22 protein-coding genes are annotated in these 26,590 nt (G+C 44.2%); 9 read left to right on the forward strand and 13 right to left on the reverse strand.

Features of this window, described 5'->3' with window-relative positions; genetic code table 11:
* Positions 1 to 11 precede the first annotated feature (11 nt).
* Positions 12 to 620, forward strand: coding sequence for an Ail and OmpX (locus ACRQQK_RS08750; protein WP_457511027.1), 609 nt, complete (start codon positions 12 to 14; stop codon positions 618 to 620).
* A gap of 69 nt (positions 621 to 689) precedes the next feature.
* Here the strand turns inward: ACRQQK_RS08750 and ACRQQK_RS08755 are convergent, their stop codons facing one another.
* The 3 genes from ACRQQK_RS08755 to ACRQQK_RS08765 all read right to left on the reverse strand — a co-directional run bounded on the left by ACRQQK_RS08755 (position 690) and on the right by ACRQQK_RS08765 (position 2,976).
* Positions 690 to 1,880: an amino acid aminotransferase gene (locus ACRQQK_RS08755; RefSeq protein WP_457511029.1), complete on the reverse strand. Its 1,191-nt coding sequence runs from the start codon at positions 1,878 to 1,880 to the stop codon at positions 690 to 692.
* A gap of 280 nt (positions 1,881 to 2,160) precedes the next feature.
* A complete protein-coding gene (locus tag ACRQQK_RS08760; RefSeq protein ID WP_457511031.1) occupies positions 2,161 to 2,532 on the reverse strand; it encodes a hypothetical protein in 372 nt (123 codons plus the stop codon).
* A gap of 207 nt (positions 2,533 to 2,739) precedes the next feature.
* The gene (locus ACRQQK_RS08765; RefSeq protein ID WP_457511032.1) at positions 2,740 to 2,976 is read right to left on the reverse strand and encodes a hypothetical protein; all 237 of its coding nucleotides are present in this window, start codon (positions 2,974 to 2,976) and stop codon (positions 2,740 to 2,742) included.
* Positions 2,977 to 3,220: 244 nt separating this feature from the next.
* Here ACRQQK_RS08765 and ACRQQK_RS08770 point away from each other — a divergent pair, with 244 nt between their 5' ends.
* Complete coding sequence (locus ACRQQK_RS08770; protein ID WP_457511033.1) at positions 3,221 to 3,433, forward strand: hypothetical protein; 213 nt, start codon at positions 3,221 to 3,223, stop codon at positions 3,431 to 3,433.
* Between the two features lie 75 nt (positions 3,434 to 3,508).
* On the opposite strand, the gene asnS is transcribed toward ACRQQK_RS08770, so the two are convergent.
* Both asnS and ACRQQK_RS08780 read right to left on the reverse strand, forming a co-directional pair.
* Positions 3,509 to 4,909, reverse strand: a complete 1,401-nt coding sequence (gene asnS / locus ACRQQK_RS08775) for an asparagine--tRNA ligase (protein WP_457511034.1) — start codon at positions 4,907 to 4,909, stop codon at positions 3,509 to 3,511.
* Positions 4,910 to 5,073: 164 nt separating this feature from the next.
* Entirely contained in the window at positions 5,074 to 6,687 is a 1,614-nt protein-coding gene (locus ACRQQK_RS08780) for a methyl-accepting chemotaxis protein (protein ID WP_457511035.1), read from the reverse strand.
* Between the two features lie 301 nt (positions 6,688 to 6,988).
* Here ACRQQK_RS08780 and queD point away from each other — a divergent pair, with 301 nt between their 5' ends.
* Positions 6,989 to 7,354 (forward strand): 6-carboxytetrahydropterin synthase QueD, encoded by a 366-nt coding sequence (gene queD / locus ACRQQK_RS08785; protein WP_102942488.1) that lies wholly within the window; start codon positions 6,989 to 6,991, stop codon positions 7,352 to 7,354.
* Positions 7,355 to 7,493: 139 nt separating this feature from the next.
* On the opposite strand, the gene ACRQQK_RS08790 is transcribed toward queD, so the two are convergent.
* The gene (locus tag ACRQQK_RS08790) at positions 7,494 to 9,818 is read right to left on the reverse strand and encodes an FdhF/YdeP family oxidoreductase (RefSeq protein WP_457511036.1); all 2,325 of its coding nucleotides are present in this window, start codon (positions 9,816 to 9,818) and stop codon (positions 7,494 to 7,496) included.
* A 514-nt stretch (positions 9,819 to 10,332) separates the two neighbouring features.
* On the opposite strand from ACRQQK_RS08790, the gene ACRQQK_RS08795 reads away from it, so the two are divergent.
* Together ACRQQK_RS08795 and fdhD are read left to right on the forward strand one after the other, a co-directional pair.
* Positions 10,333 to 11,250 (forward strand): LysR family transcriptional regulator, encoded by a 918-nt coding sequence (locus ACRQQK_RS08795; RefSeq protein WP_457511037.1) that lies wholly within the window; start codon positions 10,333 to 10,335, stop codon positions 11,248 to 11,250.
* The gene (gene fdhD, locus ACRQQK_RS08800) at positions 11,250 to 12,086 is read left to right on the forward strand and encodes a formate dehydrogenase accessory sulfurtransferase FdhD (protein ID WP_457511038.1); all 837 of its coding nucleotides are present in this window, start codon (positions 11,250 to 11,252) and stop codon (positions 12,084 to 12,086) included. Before ACRQQK_RS08795 ends, fdhD begins: the two co-directional genes overlap by 1 nt.
* Positions 12,087 to 12,180: 94 nt before the next feature.
* Here fdhD and ACRQQK_RS08805 read toward each other — a convergent pair whose 3' ends face one another.
* The 7 genes from ACRQQK_RS08805 to pabB all read right to left on the reverse strand — a co-directional run bounded on the left by ACRQQK_RS08805 (position 12,181) and on the right by pabB (position 21,988).
* On the reverse strand, positions 12,181 to 13,605 hold the full coding sequence (locus ACRQQK_RS08805) for an efflux transporter outer membrane subunit (protein ID WP_457511039.1): 1,425 nt from the start codon (positions 13,603 to 13,605) through the stop codon (positions 12,181 to 12,183).
* A gap of 2 nt (positions 13,606 to 13,607) precedes the next feature.
* Positions 13,608 to 15,566, reverse strand: a complete 1,959-nt coding sequence (locus ACRQQK_RS08810; protein ID WP_457511040.1) for a MacB family efflux pump subunit — start codon at positions 15,564 to 15,566, stop codon at positions 13,608 to 13,610.
* A complete protein-coding gene (locus ACRQQK_RS08815) occupies positions 15,566 to 16,747 on the reverse strand; it encodes an efflux RND transporter periplasmic adaptor subunit (RefSeq protein WP_457511041.1) in 1,182 nt (393 codons plus the stop codon). The genes ACRQQK_RS08810 and ACRQQK_RS08815 overlap by 1 nt, the downstream gene beginning before the upstream one ends.
* Before the next feature lie 185 nt (positions 16,748 to 16,932).
* The gene (locus ACRQQK_RS08820) at positions 16,933 to 18,294 is read right to left on the reverse strand and encodes an L-serine ammonia-lyase (RefSeq protein WP_457511042.1); all 1,362 of its coding nucleotides are present in this window, start codon (positions 18,292 to 18,294) and stop codon (positions 16,933 to 16,935) included.
* A gap of 87 nt (positions 18,295 to 18,381) precedes the next feature.
* On the reverse strand, positions 18,382 to 19,635 hold the full coding sequence (locus tag ACRQQK_RS08825) for an aromatic amino acid transport family protein (protein WP_457511043.1): 1,254 nt from the start codon (positions 19,633 to 19,635) through the stop codon (positions 18,382 to 18,384).
* A 265-nt stretch (positions 19,636 to 19,900) separates the two neighbouring features.
* Positions 19,901 to 20,518, reverse strand: coding sequence for a CoA pyrophosphatase (locus ACRQQK_RS08830; RefSeq protein WP_457511044.1), 618 nt, complete (start codon positions 20,516 to 20,518; stop codon positions 19,901 to 19,903).
* 87 nt (positions 20,519 to 20,605) lie between these two features.
* Complete coding sequence (gene pabB, locus ACRQQK_RS08835; RefSeq protein WP_457511045.1) at positions 20,606 to 21,988, reverse strand: aminodeoxychorismate synthase component 1; 1,383 nt, start codon at positions 21,986 to 21,988, stop codon at positions 20,606 to 20,608.
* 177 nt (positions 21,989 to 22,165) lie between these two features.
* Between pabB and ACRQQK_RS08840 the strand changes: the two genes are divergently transcribed.
* From ACRQQK_RS08840 to ACRQQK_RS08855, 4 genes are all read left to right on the forward strand, one after another.
* Complete coding sequence (locus tag ACRQQK_RS08840) at positions 22,166 to 23,683, forward strand: fumarate hydratase (RefSeq protein WP_457511046.1); 1,518 nt, start codon at positions 22,166 to 22,168, stop codon at positions 23,681 to 23,683.
* Positions 23,684 to 23,806: 123 nt separating this feature from the next.
* Complete coding sequence (locus tag ACRQQK_RS08845) at positions 23,807 to 23,992, forward strand: hypothetical protein (RefSeq protein WP_042487601.1); 186 nt, start codon at positions 23,807 to 23,809, stop codon at positions 23,990 to 23,992.
* Positions 23,993 to 24,103: 111 nt separating this feature from the next.
* Positions 24,104 to 25,483: a YcjX family protein gene (locus tag ACRQQK_RS08850; RefSeq protein WP_457511047.1), complete on the forward strand. Its 1,380-nt coding sequence runs from the start codon at positions 24,104 to 24,106 to the stop codon at positions 25,481 to 25,483.
* Positions 25,480 to 26,502 (forward strand): YcjF family protein, encoded by a 1,023-nt coding sequence (locus ACRQQK_RS08855; protein WP_457511048.1) that lies wholly within the window; start codon positions 25,480 to 25,482, stop codon positions 26,500 to 26,502. Before ACRQQK_RS08850 ends, ACRQQK_RS08855 begins: the two co-directional genes overlap by 4 nt.
* Positions 26,503 to 26,590: the final 88 nt, after the last annotated feature.

Here is a 26,590-nt window from a genome sequence, read left to right on the forward strand (position 1 = left end):
AGGAGTTGTTGATGGAAAAATGGGCAGTGCTTTTATCATCTGTGTTGCTATCTTCATCTGTTTTTTCACATGAACTAACTGAAGCGACACCGCTTCAGTATGACTATGCGTATGGAAGTGTAAGTTCAGGTACCTATAGAGCGAATTCAACAGATAGCGACAATGCAAGTGCAGTCATCATCGGGTTAAACCATAAGTTTGAGGGTAGTGATCTGCTTTGGAGCGCTGATTATGGTTCTCGTTTCGTTCATCCAAACGATGTCACTATAGACCACTATCTTTTACGTGTTGGTTTGGGCTATCGCTGGTTACTCGCCGACAAGTTAGACCTAGTGACTAACGGAAAAGTAGGCGCGCTGAGAATTGATGCGGGAGACAAAGAAACGGATTTTGTTTATAGCGTAGATCTTGGCTTAAGGTACGCAGTTACCGAAAAATTCGAAACATCACTGTTTGCTGAAGCATTGAGAAATAAATGGTTGGACGAAAATATCTACACATTTAGCGGCGACTATTATTTCTATCCTAAATTTGCTCTCGGTGGCTTTTTTTCTTACCGCGATGGTGAGGAAGGGACATCAATTCGAGAAGCGGGTATCTTGGCAAAATTCAATTATTAACTTGCTCCTAAATACAAACATGTACAAAAAAGCCGACCTTCTGGTCGGCTTTTAGTTATCTGATAAGGATTAAAGTACGGCTTTAATGCCTTGGCAAAGAGGAAGCATATTTGACTTAGTCATGCCCGCTACGCTGATACGGCCAGAGCCTACGATGTAGATGCCGAGTTCTTCTTTCAAGCGAGCCACTTGCTCTTTGTTTAGACCAGAGAAAGAGAACATACCGTTTTGACGTTCGATAAAGCTAAAGTCTGCTGTCACACCTTGCTCTTTTAGTGTTGCTACGAATAGTTCGCGCATCTCTTGAATACGTTCACGCATTTCCGCTACTTCCGCTTCCCATTCTGCACGCAGTCCAGCGTTGTTAAGAATGTGCGTTACTACTGCTGCGCCGTGTGCTGGTGGATTAGAGTAGATAGAACGGATGATAGCTTTAACTTGAGAAAAAGCTGTTTCTGCTACTTCAGATGAAGGTGCAACTAGAGTGAATGCACCTACACGCTCGTTGTACAAACCAAAGTTCTTCGAGAATGAGCTTGCGACTAGAATTTCGCTGTTGTACTTAGCGAAAATACGTAAACCTTCAGCATCTTCTTCAACGCCTTTTGCGAAACCTTGGTATGCAAAGTCAAACATAGGTAGAAGACCTTTATCAGCTACGAGTTTTGCTAGCACTTCCCACTCTTCGGCTGTTGGATCGATACCCGTAGGGTTATGGCAGCATCCGTGTAGTAGTACTACGTCACCCGCAGCAGCTTTTTCTAGGTCAGCAACCATTGCTGAGAAGTCTTTGTCTTTTGCTTCTGCGTTGTAGTAAGTGTACTGAGCCACTTCCAGACCAGCGGCAGAGAAGACACCATTGTGGTTTGCCCAAGTAGGATTACTGATCCAAACTTTCACATCACCTAATTGGCGCTTAATGAATTCACCCGCGACACGTAGAGCGCCTGTACCACCAGGAGCTTGCGCTGTTTTTGCTAGCTGTTTAGTGACGATGTCTGAATCTGCACCGAATAGCAGTTTTTGTACTGCCAAACCGTACTCCGCAGTACCTTCGATAGTTAGATAAGATTTTGTTTTTTCAGATTCAAGTAGAGCTGCTTCTGCTTTTTTAACCGTAGCTAAAACAGGGGTTTGGCCTGCTTCATTTTTGTAAATACCAACGCCCAGGTTAATTTTCTCAGCGCGAGGGTCTTTTTTAAACTCTTCAGTCAAACCAAGAATAGGGTCAGCAGGGGCCGCGACAACTTTTTCAAACATAATGCTCATCCATGTAAGTTAGGTGGAGGGAAAATCAGTCAAATTTATCGTATTTATACCTTTCTGCACCAACGCTGACAACAGTGGTGTTTAGAAAATTTCAAAATAATTTAACTTGCCTGATGATTAATGCTTAAAGGTCGCTTTTCTTATGAAAAGACCATTGTATTTTGCAGGAAACGAAGCAGAAAAGTGTTACCGATTTGTTGACGAAAGCTGTTGGCGATTACAGGGCTATGCAGTGAACAGTTATGTTTAATTACGAACTGATTAAGAGTGATCATTGGAATGAAAATGAAAGGCTAATGCCTGTTTCGCTACCATTAAAATAAGGGGCTATTTTTACATCTGAAATTGCGTTGACTTGGGTATTAACCGTGTACTGTAAACCTGCCGAAAGAGCGATTGCAGCAACCGCATTAGGTAAGAAGTCGCTATCGCTATTTTCATCTAGATAACCAACTAAGGTTGACGCAGCCACTGATGAAAAATCTAATCCGCTGGTTTTGTTTGTGGTGTAGGCACTGGATTTAACGTTTGAGGAAGTCTGTATTGGCGAATCATTGTTTGCTAACGGATCATTCGTGAATGCATATGCTGAAGTGTGAATAAAAAGTAATCCAGCAAAAGAGGCAAAAGCGAGTTTTGTCATAATGCTCACCGACTCATTCAGTTAGTTGATAGGAGACAAATAGTGTCTTTGTGAACTGGATAGTGCAGGGAGTAACTTAAGGAAAACTTAAGAAAGCGGAAAAATCTTAAGGAAAGGCTTTCTAGCTCACAAAATTGAACGCATAGATAGATGAAAAACCTCCGTAATAGGAGGTTTTTCATTAACTCACTTAGCCGTCAGCAGTGGCTAATCTTGGTTTTGATTGAGATGTTTAACGATGGCTTTCTTTGCATCTTCTTCGGTGGGCGTGTGACCCTCTTCTACATCCAATGGTTGTTTTGGGTGTAAACCTAAAGCATCTTCCGCAATATGCAACCAATCAGGATGCCAATAATAGGGATCCGGAGCTTCAGGATGGTCCCAACTGTGAACGTTATCTTTTATACCGTTGTAATTGAGGTCTTCCATTCTAAATACTTTCATAACTTCCTCCAAAAATTCGTCATTCCATTGAAAGTATGGAACATAATTTTTCATGTGGTAGTAAGTTTCAATACTACCTGCTACTTAACACTTACATTTCTGTAAATGGCGCATTAGAAAATGCCATCAAAAAAACGGAACGACTAACATCTGTTTAGGTATTTATCACCACAACTGTATCGGTTCACCTTTCTCTTAATATGGTTTAATCAGCGTAATAACAACCTTTTAGTTAGGAGTGATGATGAAAAAGCAGTTGGTAAAACATGAACTAACACTGATTATAGTGGCGATATTTAGTGCTTTCCTGCTTGTGTTCGCACACCTTATTTTGGCCAAATCATTTGCACAATATGCATGGGTTGAATACACCGCAGCGGTCATTCCGTTCGTTATCTTTAGCCTGTGTTTTGTGGGTGTAAAGTACGCGCTGAAAGCGGATCAAGAAAAAAGATAACTTGTTTGAGTGCCAGACAAAATAAAAGACCTCCACTAGGGAGGTCTTTTAAAATTGCGTATCACCAAAAAGTGATTAGAAGTTCGCTGAGCGAGGTGTACGTGGGAATGGAATCACGTCACGTACGTTACCCATACCAGTTACGTAAGACACTAGACGCTCGAAACCTAGACCGAAACCGGCGTGAGGTACAGTACCGTAACGACGTAGGTCGCGGTACCAGCTCATGTGCTCAGGATCGATGCCCATTTCAACCATACGTGCATCAAGAACGTCTAAACGCTCTTCACGCTGAGAACCACCGATGATTTCACCGATGCCCGGTGCTAGTACGTCCATCGCTGCTACTGTCTTACCGTCATCATTCAGACGCATGTAGAAAGCTTTGATATCTTTAGGGTAGTTCTTAACGATAACAGGCGCTTTGAAGTGTTCTTCAGCTAGGTAACGTTCATGCTCTGAAGACATATCGATACCCCATTCAACGTCGAACTCAAACTTCTTACCAGAATCAAGAAGTATTTGAATCGCGTCGGTGTAGTCTACTTGTGCAAAGTCAGATTCAACGAACTGTTCTAGACGAGTAATCGCTTCTTTATCGATGCGAGATGCAAAGAACTCAAGGTCGTCACGACGCTCTGACAATACAGCTTTAAATACATACTTCAGCATGTCTTCAGCCAGCTTAGCAACGTCATCAAGTTCCGCAAATGCAACTTCTGGCTCAACCATCCAGAATTCAGCTAAGTGGCGGCTAGTGTTTGAGTTTTCAGCACGGAAAGTCGGGCCGAATGTGTACACTTTGCTCAATGCACAAGCATAAGCTTCTGCGTTTAGCTGACCAGATACGGTTAAGAATGTTTCTTTACCGAAGAAGTCTTCGTTGTAGTCAACATTGCCTTTGTCATCCAAAGGAAGGTTAGCGTGGTCCAGAGTCGAAACGCGGAACATTTCGCCCGCACCTTCTGCATCTGATGCTGTGATCAGTGGTGCAGACATCCAGAAGTAACCTTGCTCATGGTAAAAACGGTGAATTGCTTGAGACAAACAGTTACGTACACGAGCTACCGCACCAATCACGTTAGTACGTGGACGAAGGTGTGCCACTTCACGAAGGTACTCGATAGAGTGACGAGTTTTAGCCATCGGATAAGTTTCAGCATCTTCAACCCAGCCAACTACTTTTACGTCAGTTGCTGCTAGTTCGAAATCTTGACCAGACGCTGGAGACTCAACAATCTTACCTGTTACTTCAACAGAGCAGCCAGTAGTCAGCTTTAATACTTCGTTTTCGTAATTATTAAGATTATTTGGGACCACGGCCTGAATCGGGTCGAAACAAGAGCCGTCATAAATGGCAAGGAAAGAGATTCCAGCTTTGGAATCACGACGTGTACGGATCCAGCCGCGTACAGTGACTTCACTGTCTACTGCTAGCTTGCCGCCAAGTACGTCAGTTACAGGCGCGTAAGTCATGTTTGATATAGTCTCCATTGAGGTAAACATTCAACCCAATGCGTTTTTCGTCATTATTGTTGATTAAATAGACGATTCATTGGGTTGGATAGAATTCTTATTGATTCAACGGGACATATTACCTGTCAATTCGCCAGCTTCAACCTTTAATCTTACTTTGGTGGTTAATTCTTACGCGAAAGAGTAAATTGATTGAGCAAAGACTCCAGTTGTTGTGACAATCGCTCTAGATTTAAGCTGATTTCGCGCGTTTCTGTTGCTGAGTGAGAAGTGTCTTGCGCGTGGCGTGCGATCACTTCTACTTTTTGCTGAACATTCTGGCTTACTTGAGTAGTCATCTGTGTTTGACGTTGGATGCTTTCGGTGTGCTCCAGTACTTGTTTCATTTCGGTAACTACATTAGTCATTGCCGCCGACAGTTCTTCTATTTCATTGGAACGGGTATGAGCCTCTGAACAGACGCTATCCACCGAAACCATCGACTCTTCGCTCTCTTTTTGGAACTGGGCAATGATTTTCTCAATATTCCCCGTAGCTTCAGCGGTACGCGAAGCAAGATTACGAACTTCATCAGCCACCACGGCAAATCCACGGCCTTGATCGCCAGCTCTTGCTGCTTCAATCGCTGCGTTCAGGGCAAGTAGGTTGGTTTGTTCGGCGATACCCTTAATCACGCCTAAAATGGTAGAGACTTCGCCAGTTTGGTTGTTCAGTTGCGCTATCTTGTTCTTCACATCTTCAATGTCACCAACCAAGTTTTTAATGTCTTCGCTGGCAGAGTGAGCTTGTTTCGCACTAGTTTGGGCAATATCAGTCGTATGCTTTACTAACACAGCTGCGTCAGCAGTCGACAATTCAACTTCGTGTTGTTTGTTCTGCATTTCTTCGATGTTGTACTGCACATCAGAAGTTTCACTCTGTTGATTATTTGCAGCTCTATCTGTTACCTGAGCGACCCCCGTTAACTGATTAGCGGAAGAAGCGAGGGAATGTGATGTAGTTTGTACTTGCTGCAGGCTGTCCGATACGGTGTCCATTAGCGAGTTAATTGAGGTAGCGAGTTGTCCCAACTCGTCCCTCTTGCCGTTATCGAGTCGCGGTGATAGATCTTTACTTTTGCTGACCTGACTCATAAACAGTGTGGTTTTCTGTAGAGGTTTTACAATGAATCTCTTAATCAGCGTGAGAGTAATCAAGAAGCCAACAATAGCGATAGCGGCCATGATTCCGACGCCAATCAGTGTTCTGTGGTTAATCAGGTTGTTGATATGGCTCAGGTTGTATTCAAGGCGGATAACACCCAATACTTCACCCTCAGGAGCCATATGGCAAGCCACACAGTTTGTACCGCGATAGTTCTCACTGGATTTCATTGGCAGAGCGACAACAATACCTTTACCCCAACTCGCTTCTATCGGCTCTAAGATGTATTCGCCTTTCAAAGCACGTTTATCAATATCGTCAACTGGCGTTTGGTTTTCCTGGCCCGGACCATAAAGTTTGCTGACTAAGTCAGAGCGCAAAACACGCACTTGTTCGATACCATCTTGTGCTAAGGCTTTTTGACGCAGCGTTTCTTTCTGCGCCATGGTGCCGGTAAGCATCATCATATTAAGGCTATCGAAATAGTTGCTGGCTTTATCGTGCAGTTGCTCGCCCAAGACGGAGTTAATCAAATCCCGTTGTTGAATAGACTGATAAATGGTTGAACTAGCCAGAACCAGTGCGAAAACTGTCACCAGTGTCAGAAGTAGTTTGGAGGTAATTGTTGAGCTCATAATGGTCTTATTGTTATAGAGTTATTAAATATTATTTAAGTAAATATAGACGTTAGAAAATAAAGGGAAAATGAGTGTTTTTGTTACTGTGACCACATACAAAATATGGATTTTATATTTGTGACACAGAAATGCTGTGCTCAGAAATTTGACGCTGCTGCCATAATTTCGACATCGAATTATTGTTTTGTTCAAACTGAATTTGCAGTGAAAAGTGAGATCCTAAGCTTGTTTCCTCGAGTCAGATTACTTACTATTGCGCCTCATTTTTACTAGCTAGATTGATAGACTGATCACCAATATGAAGACTGAAATTTACAAAGAGTTCATGTTCGAAGCCGCGCACCACTTACCGCATGTGCCAGAAGGGCATAAGTGTGGCCGTTTGCATGGACACTCATTTTTGGTTCGCCTATACGTAGCTGGCGATGTTGACCCGCATACAGGGTGGTTAGTGGATTTCGCTGAGATCAAAGCGGCTTTCAAACCAATCTATGACAGATTGGATCACTACTATCTGAATGATATTGAAGGGCTAGAAAACCCTACCAGTGAAGTTCTTGCGAAGTGGATTTGGCAACAGCTAAAACCTTCTTTGCCTTTGCTGAGCAAAGTTGAAATCAAAGAAACCTGTACTGCTGGCTGTATCTATACTGGCGAAGCTTAACTCGCTCTGTAGCGGCTGACTCGTCGACGCTTCAAGCTGAAAAAGAAAACCACCTTAGCTCTGCATCGTTTAACTTTATATCGTTTAATAATGCATGAAGTGTCGGGTGGTTTTTTTGTGTTTGCTAATTCAGATTCTTTTATTCAACTTTAGATCGTTGAATTTCATCTGAAGAGGCTTTTTCAAGCTTGATTGCGATGAACTTAGACGTTGGAGTAAAGGTTCTTTCGCCATAGCTATCCAAAGGTACAAGCGGATTGGTTTCTGGATAATATGCGGCAGCCTGACCTCTAGGAATATCGTACGCTACTAAGGTAAAACCTTGTACTTTACGTGTAACGCCATCTTCCCAAAGCGACACCATATCCACCTTATCACCGTTTTTAAATCCAAGTTTGGCAATATCATCTTCATTGACAAACAACACTTCACGCATACCAAATACACCGCGATAACGGTCGTTCAAACCATAAAGAGTGGTGTTGTATTGGTCGTGTGAACGTATAGTTTGCAAAATCAAATCGGGTTTGTTGCCTTGCTCTAAGACGGCCTCGTTGATCAGCTGTTTGGGTAGCGGGCTGTCACTAAACTGTGCTTTACCTGATTGGGTATTCCATTTACGTTCTGCTGCAGAGTTTACAAGATGGAAGCCACCTGGATTATGCAGTTTTTGATTGAAATCGGTGAATCCAGGGATGGTGTCAGCAATCAAATCGCGAATGCGTTCGTAGTCTTGAACTGCCCAGTTCCAGTCAATCGGGTGGCAGACCAGTGTCGCATGGGCAATTCCGGCAATTATGGCCGGTTCTGAACGTAAATGTTCCGAGCGAGGTTTCAACTGACCGTAGGAGATGTGAACCATGCTGAAGGTATCTTCAACGGTCACACCTTGCGGGCCGTGAGCTTGAACATCAATCTCTGTGCGCCCCAAACATGGAAGGATAAGGGCATCTTTTCCTGTCACCAAATGTGAGCGGTTGAGCTTGGTTGAGATATGAACCGTCAGGTCGCAATTTTTCATCGCCAGATGTGTACGTTCCGTATCCGGAGTGGCTTGAGCGAAGTTGCCTCCTAAACCGATAAACACTTTCGAATTCTGTTCTTCCATCGCTTTAATCGCTTGGACTGTGTTGTGGCCTACTTCACGAGGAACACTAAAGTTGAAGCGGCGCTCAATGCTATCAAGAAAGACTTTTGACGGTTTTTCATCAATGCCCATAGTGCGGTCACCTTGCACATTACTGTGACCGCGAACGGGAGAAAGACCAGCGCCCGGTTTACCTACGTTGCCCCGTAACATTTGCACGTTCGCTACTTCTTTAATGGTTTGCACTGAGTGACGATGTTGAGTCAAACCCATAGCCCAGCACATGATCACTCGTTCTGAATGCATGTACGTCTGTGCAACCGATTCAATTTCTTTTAAATCTAAGCCTGACTGCTCAGCAATATGCGCCCATGAGGTTGCATCAATTTCAGCTAGATACTGGTCAATGCCAGCAGTATGTTGTTGAATGAAATCTCGATCAAAGACGGCTTTACTATTGTTCTCTAACGCTTCGCGTTCCCATTGCAACAAGTATTTGGCGATACCACGAAACACCGCCATATCTCCACCCAAAGCAGGTCTTAGAAAGCCGGTATTGGTTGGTTTAGAACCATTCTTTAGCATCTCAACTGGCTCTTGAGGGTTTTGGAAACGCTCTAAGCCACGCTCTTTTAAAGGGTTAATACAGATAACTTGTGCACCACGCTTAACCGCTTCGCGCAATGGATCCAGCATCCGAGGGTGATTGGTTCCCGGGTTCTGACCAATCACAAAAATCGCATCGGCTTTGGCAAAGTCGTCAAAAATCACCGTTCCTTTACCAACACCAATGGTGTCCTTCATACCAATTGCACTGGCTTCATGGCACATGTTGGAGCAGTCAGGAAAGTTGTTAGTACCGAAAGCGCGCACGAACAGTTGATATAAGAACGCCGCTTCGTTGCTTGCACGACCAGAGGTATAAAATTCGGCCTGATGCGGTGATTCAAGTTGATTGAGATGTTTAGCAACTAACTGAAATGCTTCATCCCAGCTTACCGGAACGTAGTGATCGCTGGCAGAGTCGTATTTCATCGGATGCGTAATGCGACCCTGATACTCAAGCCAATAGTCGGTTTGTTTCAATAGTGATGAAACACTGTGAGTAGCAAAAAACTCGGGATCAACCACGCGATTGGTGGCTTCCCAGTTAACCGCTTTTGCGCCGTTTTCGCAGAAGTTTACTTTACCGCTTTCCGGTGACTCTCCCCAAGCACAACCGGGGCAGTCAAAGCCTCCATTTTGGTTAGTCTTGAGCATGGTACGAATGTTTTTAACGGCGTTCTCGCTGCCCCACAAACTTTTCGTGACAGCTTTCAACGCCCCCCAACCACCAGCAGGGCCTTTGTATTGCTTAATGTGTTCTTTTTGACTCACGACTTTACTCCTCACGAACAGGAACAACAGTAAACAGGAATACCGGTGAAAACAGGCGCGATATGGGAATAAAGCGGAAGTAGTAATACGGCTTATTATGGTTTTAAAAGAGTCCTGCTTACTGCTTTAAAATTCAGATTGGATCGGCTGACATCATGTCTTGATCTAAATCAAAGATTATTGTGTCCCAAGATATGCGTCCAATTGATATTACCGACTGAGTGATAAATAGAATCTATGACGAATGGAAAGAGCAAATAAATAGCTGGTGATAAACCGCATGTATTAACGAGATCATAATTTGGCTGAAAATAAGGCGATTGTTCTTGCGGTGCTTTATCTGGCGGATGTTTGTTTGATAGCGGTTATCTATCACGCTATAGATAATTTAGATTTGACCCTAGTATTTGATAAGAATAATCTTGATTTAGATCAATTATTTCTGAGTTTTTTCCGATCGTCATTTTCTGAAAAAACGCTCTTGTCACATACGGTTTAGGTCTTGTAATCGACAATGGATATCAAACAACTTAAGTATTTAATCGCCTTAGATCATACCAAGCATTTTGGTCAGGCGGCGGCATTGTGTCATATCACGCAGCCAACATTGTCGATGAGAATTAGACGATTAGAAGAAGAGCTAGAGCTTGAGCTCATCACAAGAAGTCAACGATTTGAAGGCTTTACCGAAGCGGGTGACCGAATTCTTGCTTGGGCAAAAACGGTATTGGCTGCTCACGATGGGCTACAAGCTGAAGCGGCAAACTGTCGAGGGCAGTTGGTCGGTTCATTGAGATTAGGCATGGTTCCTTTGGCAAGCCAGAACCCGATGCAGCTCATTAAACCACTGTCAGAACTCTTTCCTGAATTGCGTTTTCAGATTATGTCGATGGCTTCTGAGCAGATCATAGACCAGCTCAATCGTAATCAGCTTGATTTGGGTATGTGTTATATCGATCAGGTGAATACGAGCTATTTTGACGTAGTCGAAATGAGCTCAACAGATTTAGGCGTGCTTTACGACCATCGATATTTTGACTTTGCTGAAGACGTTGTGATGTGGGAATCCTTAAGCAGCATTCCATTGGGTTTGCTATCAAAAGGGATGCATTACCGCCACTCCATCGATTTGAGTTTTGGCAGTAAAGGACTTGTACCGCAAACGGTGATTGAAAGTAATTCTACCTTTCACTTAATCCAAGCGGTCACCAGCGGGCTTTGCTGTGCAATTATGCCGCTCAATTCTGGATTAGCAGAACTCAACGAACAACTGCGTATCGTTCCGATTGAGAAAGCGGTGGTGCATTCACCTCTGGTTTTACTCAAGCGTAAACAAGAACCCTCATCGGCGCTTGTTGATCAGTGCTTTGCTGAAGCGAAACATCTGTTTGCTAAGCATAAATCACGCATGCAAGTGATGGAGGTGATTTGATGTCCTGCACGATAGATACTCAAACTTACAGTGAGCTGCATGATTTTAACCAAGCGCCAGCTGCACCGAGTGCGCATTACTACCTTGAGTTAACCGGAGAAAGTGAAGTACTAGATGCTCCCTTAGCCAGCGAGTCTGCGTTAGCGATCAGTTACAACGGCATTAATCAAGCGGTGATGATGGTCACGCCCGGTCATCTTGAAGATTTCGTTCGCGGATTTAGCCTTAGTTCTGGCATTGTGAGTAGCTATAGCGAAATTCGAGACATAGAAATTGGCGGGCAGGGCGATTCTCACTTCGCAGAAGTTGAAATCAGTAACCGCGCTTTTTGGAATCTGAAAAATCAACGTCGTCATATGGCAGGCACTACCGGTTGTGGTATCTGTGGAGTCGCAGCTCTTGAACAAGCTTTACCCGATTTGTGCCCACTGGATTCATCCTCACCACCTAATCCGTTAGTCTTTGAAGGGTTGAGAGAGAGAATTTCTCAAAATCAGCAAGCGGCAAAAATTTCCGGCGCGCTGCATGCCGCTTTATTTGCGAATACAAAGGGAGAGATTGTGCTCTGCCGCGAGGACATCGGTCGTCACAATGCGCTGGATAAGCTGATTGGTGCAATGGCATCAGAGCAGCTCAATGCCAAAAGTGGTTTTGCAATAGTGACTAGTCGTTGCAGTCTTGAGCTTATCCATAAAGCCGTAAGAGCAAAACTTTCAACGCTGGTGTGTTTATCTGCCCCAACCGCATTAACTGTTGAATGGGCGAGAAGAAATCATCTGAATCTTATTCATCTGCCTCACTCAGGTTCGCCGAGGCTATATAGCCCTGCGCCATAAAATCGGTTGGGAAGTCAGATAGAAAAAAGAGAAACAACTGTTAAAAGCGTTTCTCTTTTTTATGTATTCCCAATTTACATGTACAAAAGCTTTGTTATTGCTGCGAAGTTTCAGCAGTTGCTTGAGTAATCACATCATCTCCACCGAGACTTCGATAAATCGTAGTGAGATTGACGAGTTGGTTATAACGGTTTTCCAACAGTGACGCTTTTGCGCTGCGCTCATTGTCTTGAGCATCAAGCAGGGTGGTGATATCGATAGCACCATACTTATATTGGCTGGCGTAAATGCGAGCCGCTTCTGCTGCACTGTCATACTGCTTTTGAAGCTTCTCTTCCTGATATTGATAGTTTTCACGAGCAGATAGAGCGTTATCCACATCCTGAAACGCAGTATAAAGCGCTTTGCGGTATGAAATGATCGCAGACTCGTATTTCACTTGCGCGATATCTTGGTTGATTTGCATGGTATTCCAGTTGAGGAACGGCATGGTTAAATCGGCACCGATTGAGCCTAACGGATCGCTTAACAAGTTACGCAATTGTTCTGAAGAACCGCCCAGAGCACCAGTTAAAGTTAGCGTAGGGAAATAGGCAGCATCTGCTGAATCTTTGGCTGCAAATGTCGCTTTGAGCTCGTACAGCGCTTGTTTGATATCTGGGCGACGGCTCAGTACGTCAGCAGGTACTCCTGATGCAATCTCTGGCAACGCACCTTCAGGTAGAGCTTTGATCTCTTTCAGCATTTGTTGTGGTGCTTGGTCAAACAAAATAGCAAAAGCATTCTGCGCTTCAGTTAACTGCTGTAAGTAATCGCTATGCGTTGCTTCCAGACCTGCAAGGGTTCGTTCTGCTTCCAATACATTTAAACGGGTGACAGAACCATTGCTGAACTGACTCTGTGCTTGCTTCAATGTATCCGTCGCATCAGCAATATCACTGTTACTCAGTTCAATGCGCTGGTTCAGATAACCGATTTGCCAGTATAGCTGCGCCGTGGTTGCCACTAAACTCTGCGCCGTTGCTTCACGCTCTTCTAAGCTGGCAAGGGCGGTCCATTCACTCTCATCTGCGGCAGCTGAAAGCTTACCCCACAGATCCACTTCGTAGCTGACTGAAAGCCCTGTTTGGTAGCTTTCAGATGAGGCACCACTGTCTAAATAACGAGAACCATCAGCAGAAACATTGCCTGATAGGTCAGGGTAGAGATCCCTTCCGGCTAAGTTGGCTTGTAAACGAGCTTGCTTTAGTGTCAGTGTGGCAATCGCCAAATCGCTATTGGTTGCGAGTACCTTCTCAACCAATTGATTGAGTTGTTCATCGTTAAAACTTGTCCACCAGCGATTGATAACTGGTGTAGCATTTTCACTTGTTGAAGCTTGTTCGCTCGATGTTTGCTTTGTTGATTGCCAAGATTGAGGGACTTGAAGTTCCGGCTCAGGGAATTCTGAACGAGTTACGCAGCCGGTCGCTAACACGACACACAGAGCGAGAGTAGAGTATTTGTATCGACGTAACATATTTACTCCCTAGATAATGCGTCAATTGGATTGAGCTGAGCGGCATTTTTCGCAGGAAGATAGCCGAACAACACGCCAATGAGTGTGGAGCATAGAAATGCTGAAACAATCGATGTTGTTGAATAAATCATAGTAAAACTAGTGCCAAAGGAGGCGAACGCTACGCCAATCAAATATGCCATGCCAATACCTATGGTACCGCCACACAAACAAACCAACACCGCTTCAATTAAGAACTGACGGAGAATGTCGCTTTGCCTTGCACCCACTGCCATACGCACACCAATTTCACGTGTTCGCTCTGTTACTGAAACCAACATAATGTTCATAACACCAATACCACCAACTATCAGTGAAATCACAGCAATGGCAGAAATCAGCAAGGTCATGGTTGCAGTGGTCTTAGTAATATTCTGTTGGATGGTATCGGTATTAATAGTGAAGAAATCTTCCGTACCGTGCCGCATTTTCAACAACTGAATAATTGCCTGTTCTGCCGCTTCACTTGGTGTGTTGTCATCGACGCGTACCGAGATTCGGTTGAGATAGTTCTGCCCAACCATGCGCGCACTCACTGTGGTGTAAGGAACCCAAATGTTCAAAGAATCACTGTTACCAAATGCGCTCTCTTTGGCTTTAGTAATGCCTATGATTCGAACGGGTAAGTTACCGGCAAAAATCACTTCACCAATTGGATTTTTATCTGGGAACAATGAGTTAAGAGTATTGTTATCAATCACGGCTTCTTGAGCCATGTTGGCGACACTGGAATCATCCCAATATTGACCTTCAGCCAGCTCATAACCACGGACGCGGAAGTAATCCGGATCCACCCCCTGAACTGACGCTGTTACTGCTTGGTTGCCATATTTCAGAGTGACCGATGTGCTTAGTGTCGGTGTCACACTATCGACAAACTGCATGTTTTTCAGTGCGTCAGCATCGGCTGCTGTTAAGGTTCTGATCCGGCCTGAACGTCGGTCACCAAAACCCGTTCCCGGCATAACATCAATGGTGTTTGTTCCCATGGCAGAAATATTCTCTAGAATGGCTTTTTGCGATCCATTACCCAACGCCACCACTGAAACCACTGAAGCGATACCGATAATAATACCGAGCATGGTTAGGAATGTTCTTAATCTGTGGTTAGACATTGCCACTAACGCCATTTTGAGCGCTTCCCACAAGTTGTCGAACAGATTGCGACCTTTCTCAAGGACGTCCTTTGCTGGGGTATGTTTTACGCTGTCGATATTCTCTGTAATAACTTCTTTTTTTGTGACGGTGTCACTCAATATTTCACCGTCTTTAATTTCAATGATTCGGTCTGCGTGCTGGGCGACTTTCAAATCGTGTGTAACGATAATGATAGTGTGACCAAGCAGATGAAGCTCTTGCAGTAGCATCATCATCTCTTCGCCACTTTTACTATCGAGTGCACCTGTCGGTTCGTCAGCAAGTATAACGTCGCCACCATTAACCAATGCGCGAGCAACGGAAACACGCTGTTGCTGACCACCACTTAATTGGTTCGGTTTATGATCAAGACGGTCAGCAAGACCAAGGCGGGTAAGCAATTTTTCCGCCCGTTCCTGACGCGCTTTCTTGTCGCTTCCCGCGTAAATTGCAGGGATCTCAACGTTGCCTACAGCAGTTAAATCACCAAGTAGATGGTAGCGTTGGAAAATAAAACCAAAGTGTTCGCGGCGAAGTTCAGCGAGCTGGTCAGAATCCAGTTGTGATGTATTACGACCATTGATCCAGTAGTCGCCGCTGCTTGGCTGATCAAGGCAGCCAAGGATATTCATCAGTGTTGATTTACCAGAGCCAGAGGTGCCGACAATAGCTACCATCTCGCCACGCTCAATTGTTAGGTTGACGTCTTTGAGTACGGTTAACTCTTCGTCACCAGCCGCGAAGCTACGATAGATATGGGATATTTCGAGTAGCGGACGAGACATTAAAAGATCCTCGATTTGCCTATACGGCTCGAACGCGTGCCACCAGCACTTGGTGTTCCAACAATAATTTGGTCGCCTTCTTCTAATCCACTGGTGACTTCAGTAAAGATTTTGTTGTTGATACCAATAGTCACATCACGCATTTCTTGCTGACCGTTAACCAATACCGGAACTTGATAATGTGGTGTTGTACCCGGCTGTTTAATCACAGCTTGAGCAGGAACCAATAAGGCATTCTCAGCCTTGTTCAACACAATCGATACCTGCGCAGTCATACCGATACGCAGGGTTCGGTCAGGGTTATCCACTTCAAACAGGCCGTGATAATAAATCGCTTCATCGTTACTGACCGAAAGATCGCTGTCATCTCCGTCCATTAGAGTAGGGCCCGGCTCGATGGCTCTTAGCGTCGCGTGATACTGATGGTTTGGTTTACCCAAGATAGTGAAATAAACAGGTAAACCTGATTTTACGTTCACAACATCGGCTTCTGAAATCTGTGCTTTCACTGTCATGCGATCAAGTTGTGCCAGTTCGATAATCGTTGGGGTAGTTTGGTTTGCATTAACCGTTTGACCTTCTTCTACTGCGCTATAAACAACGGTGCCATCCATTGGTGCGGTAATTGTGGTGTAGCCGAGGTCAACTTGTGCGCTGTCGACACTGATCTTAGCTTGATCCAACTCAGCCTTTAACTGTTCAAGCTCTGCTTTGTAAACCGCCAGAGTCGCTTGTGCTGATTCATAGTCGGCTTGGGAGCTGGCTTTATCAGCTAACATGGATTTTTGACGTATATATTCTGATTGAGCCTGACGAATCTGTGCTTGCTTTGCACTGATCTGTGCTTTTAGCTTGCTTAGTGATGCATTGGCTTCTTTTAGGCTGTTCTGTTGAGTAAGGCTGTCTATTTGAGCGACTAAGTCACCTTGTCTGATCTCATCACCAAGCTTTACGCCAAGTTTTTCAATCTGACCAGAAACCTGAGCACCGACGGCAACCAATTTTGAAGCTTGCAACATTCCTGTGGCAAGAACCGTGTTTTCAATATTGCCTCTGCGTACCGCTTCCGTTGCGAAACTTGGTGGTGCTTCTTTTGGATAGAAGTAATAGCCAGCGCCACTTATACCTACGATAAGTGTAAGCACTACGAAGATTTTTTTAGTTGTAATACGTATAGCCATGTGGATTAAATGATTCCAAATGATGAAAAGCAGTAATGAGAACCATTTTTGAGCGAAATGCTTTTTTAAACAAGCGTTCAAAAAGTAAAACTAAGTAAAGGTAAACTAAGAAGTTGAACCGGAGGAAAGAAAAAAGCCTGACGACAAATCATCAGGCTTTCATAAACGAGATCAGAAATTAACGATTAGCAGATGACTTTAACAGCTAAACCACCTTGTGATGTTTCACGGTATTTAGCGTTCATGTCTTTACCTGTTTCCAGCATGGTCTCAATAACTTTATCTAGAGAAACACGTGGTGCAGATGAACGGCGCATTGCCATACGAGTAGAGTTGATCGCTTTCACAGCAGCAATACCATTACGTTCGATACATGGTACCTGTACTTGTCCTGCTACTGGGTCACACGTCAAACCTAAGTTGTGTTCCATGGCAATTTCAGCCGCCATACACACTTGCTCAGGGCTTCCGCCTAGCAGTGCAGCAAGCCCACCAGCGGCCATTGAACAAGCCACACCCACTTCACCTTGACAGCCAACTTCCGCGCCAGAGATAGAAGCATTTTGCTTGTACAAGCCACCGATAGCACCAGAAGCTGCGAAGTAACGAGTATAATCTTTCTCTGTTACTGTCTGAATGAACTTGTCGTAGTAAGCAAGTACGGCTGGGATGATGCCACATGCACCGTTTGTCGGTGCTGTAACAACGCGGCCACCTGCTGCGTTTTCTTCATTCACTGCGAATGCGTACATGTTTACCCAGTCAACAACGGCCATTGGGTCATTGGTGATTTTTTCAGAGGTCAAAAGTTGTTGACGCAGAGCAGCAGCACGACGAGGCACACGCAGTGGGCCTGGAAGAATACCTTCAGTAGCCATACCACGCTCCATACACTCTTGCATGGTGCGCCAGATGTTCGCGAAGTACTCTTTCACTTCAACATCAGTATGAAGAGCTTTCTCGTTCGCCATCACTAGAGTGCTGATAGAAAGTCCGCTTTCTTTACACTGGTTAACAAGCTCTTCTGCTGTGTTAAACGGGTAAGGAACTGTTACTTCTGTTTTTGCTTTCTGACCGAAATGCTCTTCATCAACAATAAAACCGCCACCGATAGAGTAGTAGGTTTTACTGTAAACAACTTCTTCTTCGACCCATGCATGAATTGACATGCCGTTTTCGTGTAAAGACAAGAAGCTCTTCTGGAAAACCATGCCACCTTCACGTGGGAAATCAACGGTATGATTGTGCGTACCAACAGGAAGACGCTCAGTCTGCTGAACGCTTTCAATAAAACCTGGAATACTGTCGATATCAACATGCTCTGGAGTGTTACCTGCCAAGCCCATGATGATAGCAATATCTGTATGGTGACCTTTCCCTGTCAGCGATAATGACCCATAAACGTCAACGGTAATTTTGGTGATGTCTTGTAGCTTATCCATTGCGATTAAGTCATCAACAAATTGTTTACCGGCTTTCATTGGTCCAACTGTATGTGAGCTCGAAGGACCGATGCCAATTTTATAGATATCAAACACACTAATCATAGCGATTACCTCAAACTAAGCCTCCTGTAAAAAGGAGGCTTATTACTATTATATTTTTAGTTTAATCGGACTTTACAAAGTTTGGGATTAAAACGCGCCGTAGATTACAGAACTAATCGCTGCAAGACCACAAATAACTGTGAATATTTGCACCGGAGCTGAAGTCTTATACTTTGCCATTGCCGGAACTTTATGCATTGCGAACACAGGCATTAAGAATAGGATAGCAGCAATCATTGGAGCACCCATTGTTTCAATCATTCCAAGGATACTTGGGTTAACAATTGCAACGATCCAAGTCGTTAGAACGATGAACAATAGAGACGTTTTTTCAATCTTGCTTACTGGTGATTGTGAACGAGATTTGATTAGACCAACCAGACCTTCGTGAGCGCCAAGGAAGTGACCGAAGTAGCTAGAAGTAATAGCAGCGAAAGCAACCAGTGGACCCATGTAAGAGATCAGTGGTGATTCATGGATGTTTGCTAAGTAAGACAATACAGAAATGTTCTGTGATTTTGCTTGTGCTAGTTGCTCTGGAGAAAGAGAAAGAACTACAGAGAATACAAAGAACATAACAAAACCCATTAGCATCATAGCAGCGCCGCCAGTGATTGAGTCAGTTTTCTGAACTGCGTCTTCGCCGTATTTCATACGCTGTTCTTTAGAAAACTGAGAAATGATAGGGCTGTGGTTGAAAGAGAACACAATAATTGGAATTGCTAACCAAATGATTGAAGGCATCGAAGACCAATCTGGTGCTACTTCTACCATTGAGCTGTTCCACTCAGGGATAAGGTAGAAAGATAGAGCCAGTAGAATTGCTACTAGTGGGTATACCATTGCTGACGTTGCTTTCAACATCAGTTCCTTACCAAACAAAACACCTGCAGTCATTGCAGCGATCAATAGACCAGATAGTAACCAGCGAGGAATTGATTCCATGCCGATTTGGTTTACTAGGAATGAATCAACGGTGTTAGTAATACCAACGCCGTAAATAAGAACGATAGGGTAAATAGCGAAGAAGTAGGCGAAAGTAATAAGGTTTGCGCCAGTTTTACCAAAATGTTCTTCCACAGTGTCAGTGATGTCTGCTTCTGGGTTTTTCGCTGATAAGACAAAACGAGCCAAACTTTTGTGAGCAAACCAGGTCATTGGAGCAGCAATTAAAGCAAGAATAACTAATGGCCAAAAACCACCCGCACCCGCTTTAATTGGAAGAAATAGCACACCTGCACCTACAGCTGTACCAAAAAGAGAGAGAGTCCATGCAAAATCTTGATAAGTCCATTTATTAGAAGATTGTTCTGATTTTTCGATAGCAATCGATGTGTTCATATTTTATATCTCAATTTTTTATGGGAAAATAATTTCGGGCGCAATTCTCTTTGTTTGCGTTGCAAAAATAGTTGATATAAGTCACACCAAGAGTTCGATGGATGAGTTGTTTACTCAAAATAACAAGTAGATCACGAAAAACACGTGCTACACATGAGTTATTTTGCTGGAGTTGATTAGAAAAACTAATAATAAAGTTATGCTTAATTAACCGTTATCGATTGTTGCTTAAATAAAAAGCATTATTAAGGTTAATGATATAAGGTCATTTGTTGGAGATGTTAATGTGGCGTTGCAAAGCTTGGATGATTTGTGCCGTCATACCCCAAATGAAATGCCGTTGATAAGGGATAGCAAATATTCGGTGGGGCTGACTTTTAACCTGAAAAATACCCGAATAGAGTTTGTTTTTGTCCAGTAGATGATCGGCCGGGACTTCAAATACCTCTTCAACTTCATTGGGATCTATTGTTGCCTGGTAGTCTGGATTGATAAAAGCCATGATAGGCGTTACGGAAAACTTACTGATGGTGACGATTTCGGGCAACTGACCAAAGGTTTCGATTTCAGAAGCTGTAATTCCAATTTCTTCTTCTGCCTCTCGTATCGCCGTTCTATATAGGGTTTGATCGCCATCTTCGTATTTTCCTCCCGGAAAACTGATTTGACCGGGATGATGTTTGAGATGTTCTGCTCGCTTGGTCAAAACAATATTCAACCCATTCTCCCTTTGCACAAATCCAATCAGTACGGAAGCTTTGCGTAGTGAATCTCTCGGAATTTTGTCATAGCGACGCGTTGATTCAACATGATAATCAACGGTTTGGTGAAGTTGGAATCGCTGTATTAGCTCCGTTTTAGTGAGCGGTGTTCTTGCTTTCATGCTGACTCAATAGTTTTATTTCTATGACATTAGAAAAGACAACCAGATAAGTCTTAGTATTAGGCTGAGACTTATCTAGTATTTCATTTATCTTTCTAATATAGGCAAAATTCTGCTCAGTTTGTCTAATGTTTCTTGAAATTCTGATTCACATTGGCTGTCCGCAACCACACCGCCACCAGCCCAAGCATAGATTTTGTGATTGTGGGCAACTAGGGTGCGAATTGTAATGCTGGTGTCCATTTGCCCGTGTCGGCTAATGTAACCAATGGAACCACAGTAAGCGCTGCGACGATGAGGTTCGAGTTCTTCGATGATTTCCATTGCACGCACTTTCGGTGCTCCGGTAATGGAGCCGCCCGGAAAGCCTGCTTTTAGTAGGTCACAAGCCGAATATTGACTGTCTAGCTTGGCACGAATGGTACTAACAAGATGGTGAACCGCTGGGAAGCTCTCAATATGAAACAGTTTAGGAACGTGAACAGAGCCCGGCGCGGCGACACGACCAATGTCATTACGCAGCAAATCAACAATCATCAGATTTTCGGCTTGATCTTTCTCCGCATGAGCAAGCTCTGATGCAAAAGCGTTATCTAATGTTTTATCTTGGCTTCTTGGTCGGGTGCCTTTAATCGGTTTGGTTTCGATTTCGTCTCCGCGCAGCTGTAAGAAACGCTCTGGCGAAACACTTAAAATTGCCCCGTCTTCAGTACGAATAAAGGCAGAGAAGGGTGCTTGGTTGTGGTTTTCTAACTTAAGATACGCTTGCCATTCAGAGCCCTCGTATTGAGCTTCAAAACGTTGGGCGAGGTTGATCTGATAACAGTCTCCAGATTTCAAATACTCCTGAACCTGCGCAAACTTTTCAGCGTAGCTTTCCGGTGTCATGTTCGATTGCCATGCCGTTGTAAGAGAGAATGCTTGTTTGGCTTTTTCGTCTTGGCAGTCTCTGTCTTGCATTTCCAGCCACTGCTGCGCCTCATCTAAGTTTACGCCAACCCATTGAGCCGTTTTGCTGTGGTGATCGACCACAATCGCCCACTCATAAATACCCACCGCCATATCGGGCATATTGATATCGTGTTTGGCAAGCGTAGGGAGCTTCTCGACTCTACGACCTAAATCATATGAAAAATAGCCAACTGCACCGCCAACAAATGGCAGGCTCAGACTATAACTTTGCTTAGGCAGATACTGATTTTGCAAAGTAGCGAGCAGTGCAAATGGATCATCTAAAGATGAAGTTACACCGGAGGGTTCAGTGATGATGGATTCTTCACCAGTGGTTGTGAGAGTGGCTATTGGGTTGGCCACCAAAATGTCATAGCGGCTGTCGATATGTGTCTCAGAAGCAGAGCGTAACAGCATGGCCCAAGGGCGATTTTCTACATTTGAAAACAGCTGAGTGGCAATATCCGTATGATAGGTAAGTGCTTTTGACTGAATGATTTTTTGTTCGTTGTTATTCATTTTAATAAATTGTCATTTTAGTAATTTGTGACAAAGAGACCGTTCACCGAATGGCGCGTTGAGGAAAGCAAGAGTATCATAAAGCCACTTGATGGGCTCACCAATTCCATGCAATTTTCTGATTCAAAGGTAAGCTCTTTAAAGCTCAAGGAAGCATAACAATAAAAGAGGCAAGCAATGACGGTAATTCGACAACAAGACGTAATCAGTAGTGTCGCTGATGCTCTACAATACATTTCTTACTATCACCCGCTAGATTTTGTCAAAGCCCTAGAAGAAGCCTACAACAAAGAAGAAAGCCAAGCTGCGAAAGATGCTATCGCGCAAATCTTGATTAACTCTCGCATGTCTGCAGAAGGCCACCGTCCTATCTGTCAAGACACAGGTATCGTAACTTGCTTTGTTAACATTGGTATGGCTGTTCAGTGGGACTCTACTGATATGACAGTTCAACAAATGGTGGACGAAGGGGTTCGTCAGGCATACACCAATCCGGACAACCCACTACGTGCATCTGTTTTGATGGACCCTGCTGGTAAACGTATTAACACCAAAGACAACACGCCAGCGGTAGTGCATATCAATATGGTTCCGGGTAATAAAGTTGAAATTCAAATCGCAGCTAAAGGCGGCGGTAGTGAAAACAAAACAAAAATGGTTATGTTAAACCCGTCTGACGATATTGCTGAATGGGTAGAGAAAACATTGCCAACAATGGGCGCTGGCTGGTGTCCTCCGGGTATGTTAGGTATTGGTATTGGCGGTACGGCTGAGAAAGCGGCAGTACTGGCGAAAGAATCTTTAATGGAGCACATCGACATTCAGGAACTGATTGCTCGTGGCCCACAAAATGCGGAAGAAGAACTGCGTATTGATATCTTCAACCGTGTCAACAAATTGGGTATCGGTGCGCAAGGTCTAGGCGGTTTAACAACCGTTGTTGACGTTAAAATCAAAACAGCGCCGACACACGCAGCGTCTAAACCAGTATGTTTGATTCCAAACTGTGCAGCAACGCGTCACGTACATTTCACGCTTGACGGTTCAGGCCCTGCGGAACTAACGCCACCTAAGCTAGAAGATTGGCCACAAATTACGTGGGAAGCGGGTTCGAATACTCGTCGAGTTAACCTAGATACTGTGACGGCAGAAGAAGTACAGTCTTGGAGAACGGGTGAAACGGTATTACTTTCAGGCAAAATCCTAACGGGCCGCGATGCTGCGCATAAGCGTATTCAAACAATGCTGCAAAATGGCGAGAAGTTACCTGAAGGTGTCGATCTAAAAGACAAGTTTATCTACTACGTCGGCCCTGTTGATGCTGTGGGTGATGAAGCGGTTGGTCCTGCTGGCCCAACAACCTCAACGCGTATGGATAAATTTACTGACATGATGCTGGAAGAAGTAGGCATTATGGGTATGATTGGTAAAGCAGAGCGTGGCGCTGCAACGGTTGAATCGATTAAGAAACACAAAGCGGTTTATCTGATGGCAGTGGGTGGCGCAGCTTACCTTGTTGCTAAAGCGATTAAGAAAGCCAGAGTGGTTGCTTTTGAAGACTTAGGTATGGAAGCGATCTACGAGTTCGAAGTGGAAGATATGCCAGTAACTGTTGCGGTTGATTCTACGGGTACAAACGCACACCAAACTGGTCCGGATACTTGGCGCGTAAAAATCGCTGAAGCTGCCAAGTAATTCTTAATAAAGATAATATTGACCAATAAATCACAAAAAGTGCGGCGAAAGCGGCACTTTTTGTCTATATAATGCTTTAATAATTATTGGCTTGTTAACTTATTGAAACGTCAGGAGAGCATGATGCCTCGCTTTATAAAAATTCTTCAAATCCTCATAGCCGTGGTTATCGGTGCTTTTGTAGGCTACGACCTTATTCTTCATGGGATCAGTATCTTTGATGATAAGTACGTAACGATTACTTGCGTGCTGTTCGTGATGTTAGAAATCGCACTGTTTGTTATCTACAAGTTGATTGAAGAAGATTAACCGTTTAAAAACGAATACTAAGCCTCTGATTTTATTCAGGGGCTTTTTTATTCATCTCGTATTAAGATTAACAACGTCATGATGCGCTAAAGATTTTCTGGGAGACTGTCAATGAAGCGAATTCGCCAAGAAGTGAATGACTTAATTAATCGTGGTTTAGATGCTCATGTGAGATTAGCCGTGACGGGGCTATCCCGTGCAGGCAAAACCGCATTTATTACTTCGTTGGTGAATCAACTGCTACATACGTCTACGCACGATAACTTGCCATTGCTAGCGGCAGCGCGAGATAAGCGAATTATCGGCGCAAAACGTGTCCCACAAACCAATCTAATGGTGCCGCGTTTTGGTTATGACGAAGCAATAGCGCAACTGCAATCTATGCCCCCAGAATGGCCGGTGCCAACTCGCGATGTGAGTGAAATTCGTTTAGCTATCAAGTACAAAACTAAGAAACGGACCAAAAAGCTATTGAGCAGTACATCGACTCTGTATCTGGATATTATCGATTATCCGGGGGAGTGGCTGCTTGATTTGCCGATGCTTGAGCTGGATTTTGCTACGTGGTCTGCACAGCAATTCAATGCTATGCATGGCATTAGAGCCGAACTGGCGAAACCTTGGCTTGAAGAGCTAGACAAACTCGATTTGAGTGAAGAAGCGAATGAAAAAACACTCGCGCACATTGCTTCGCTTTATACAGACTATCTTCACAAATGTAAGGAGTCTGGGTTGCATTGGGTTCAGCCTGGAAGATTTGTCTTACCTGGAGAGCTGGAAGGGGCTCCTGTACTGCAATTTTTCCCATGCCGAATTATTGAAGCTGCGACCAAGGCTGGTAAACACAGTGTTTTATCGCTGCTTAAAAAGCGCTATGAGGAATATCAGAACAAGGTTATTAAAGCCTTCTACAAACACCATTTCTCAACCTTCGATCGTCAAATCGTGCTGGTCGATTGTCTTTCCCCGCTGAATGATGGTCACGAATCCTTTATGGATATGCGCAGCGCGCTTGAACAAATCATGCATAGCTTCCGTTATGGCAGAAATGGCTTATTGAAACGCATCTTTTCTCCCAAGATCGATAAAGTGCTGTTTGCGGCCACCAAAGCCGACCACATAACACCCGATCAATATGGAAACCTAGTGTCGCTGCTTCAGCAGATGATTCATCCTGCTTGGCAGTCAGCGGCATATGAAAACATTGAGATGAGCTGTATTAGCATGGCATCAGTTCGCGCAACCAAATCCGGACATATTGATACCAGTGAAGGTAGAGTTCCGGCTATTCAGGGTTTGACTGAAGCGGGAGAGTCGCTCACCTTGTACCCAGGAGAAGTGCCAAACAAGTTGCCAAATCCAGACTTTTGGCAAAAGAGCCGTTTCGATTTCACTTCGTTTCGACCTGCGAGCATGAATCATGATGAGCCTTGTCAGCATATTCGCGTAGACAAAGCGTTGGATACTTTGGTTGGAGATAAGCTGCAATGAGCGATTTAAAAGCCAAACAAGTCTTCACTCAGTCGTTGGACAAAGAAAACGACAAAGTCGAACTTACTGCGCAAAAACAATTTTCCGAACAAGAGAAGTTCGTCCCTTCAGTCACTGAGATTGAAGAAAGCAATATCGAAACGCAACTAGAACAAATTATCCGACCTAAACGTGGTCGTCGCTGGTTGGCTTCCGGCTTATTAGTAGGCTTTGGCGGTCTTGTTACTTGGCAGGCGATAGACTCTGTGATTCAGGCGGTTCAAACATCAGATTGGTTAAGCCTTGGCTGGACAGGATTTATAGCTACGCTAGCATCACTAGGGCTAGGAGCGATAGGTCGAGAGCTTTGGAAACTCCGCAAGTTGAGAAATCATTTTTCAACTCAGGAACAAGCGGAAGCGTTAATGACCAAAGACGTTGTGGGGCAGGGGGAAGCGTTTTGCGAGTCGTTGGCAAAACAAGGTGGAGTGCTACCTACGTCGTCTGCTTATGAACGCTGGAAAAACAGCGTTAGTGACAGTCATAGCGATGCTGAAATTTTAGATATGTATGATGCTATGGTGGTGAGCGAACAAGATAAGAAAGCCACTCAGCTAGTGTCCAAGTTCTCAACCGAAGCGGCAGCATTAGTGGCGATAAGTCCATTGGCCATTGCAGATATGTTGCTGGTGGCTTGGCGCAACTTCACCATGATTGATCAGCTTGCGCAGTTGTATGGTGTTGAACTTGGCTATTGGTCTCGGTTGAAACTGTTTAAATCTGTATTGGTTAACATGGCAGCCGCAGGGGCAAGTGAACTGGTTATCGATGCCAGTATGGATCTGCTTTCTATGGATTTAGCGGGCAAAGTGTCGGCGCGTGCAGGGCAGGGGATCGGTGTGGGCATCTTAACGGCACGTTTAGGTTTAAAAGCAATGACATTGTTACGTCCGTTACCCTGGCATAAAGATCGCGCTGTAAAATTGAGCGCAATACGCAAACAAATCGTTACGAAAGTCACCGCGCTAACCGTGAAATAAGAGAAAACTCGCTCTAGGTACACAGATTACTTGACGCATTTCAGCCCTTGATAGAAACTACTGTCAACTTTTCGTGACACTTTCTTAT

The organism is Vibrio sp. C8 (genome assembly GCF_054051265.1).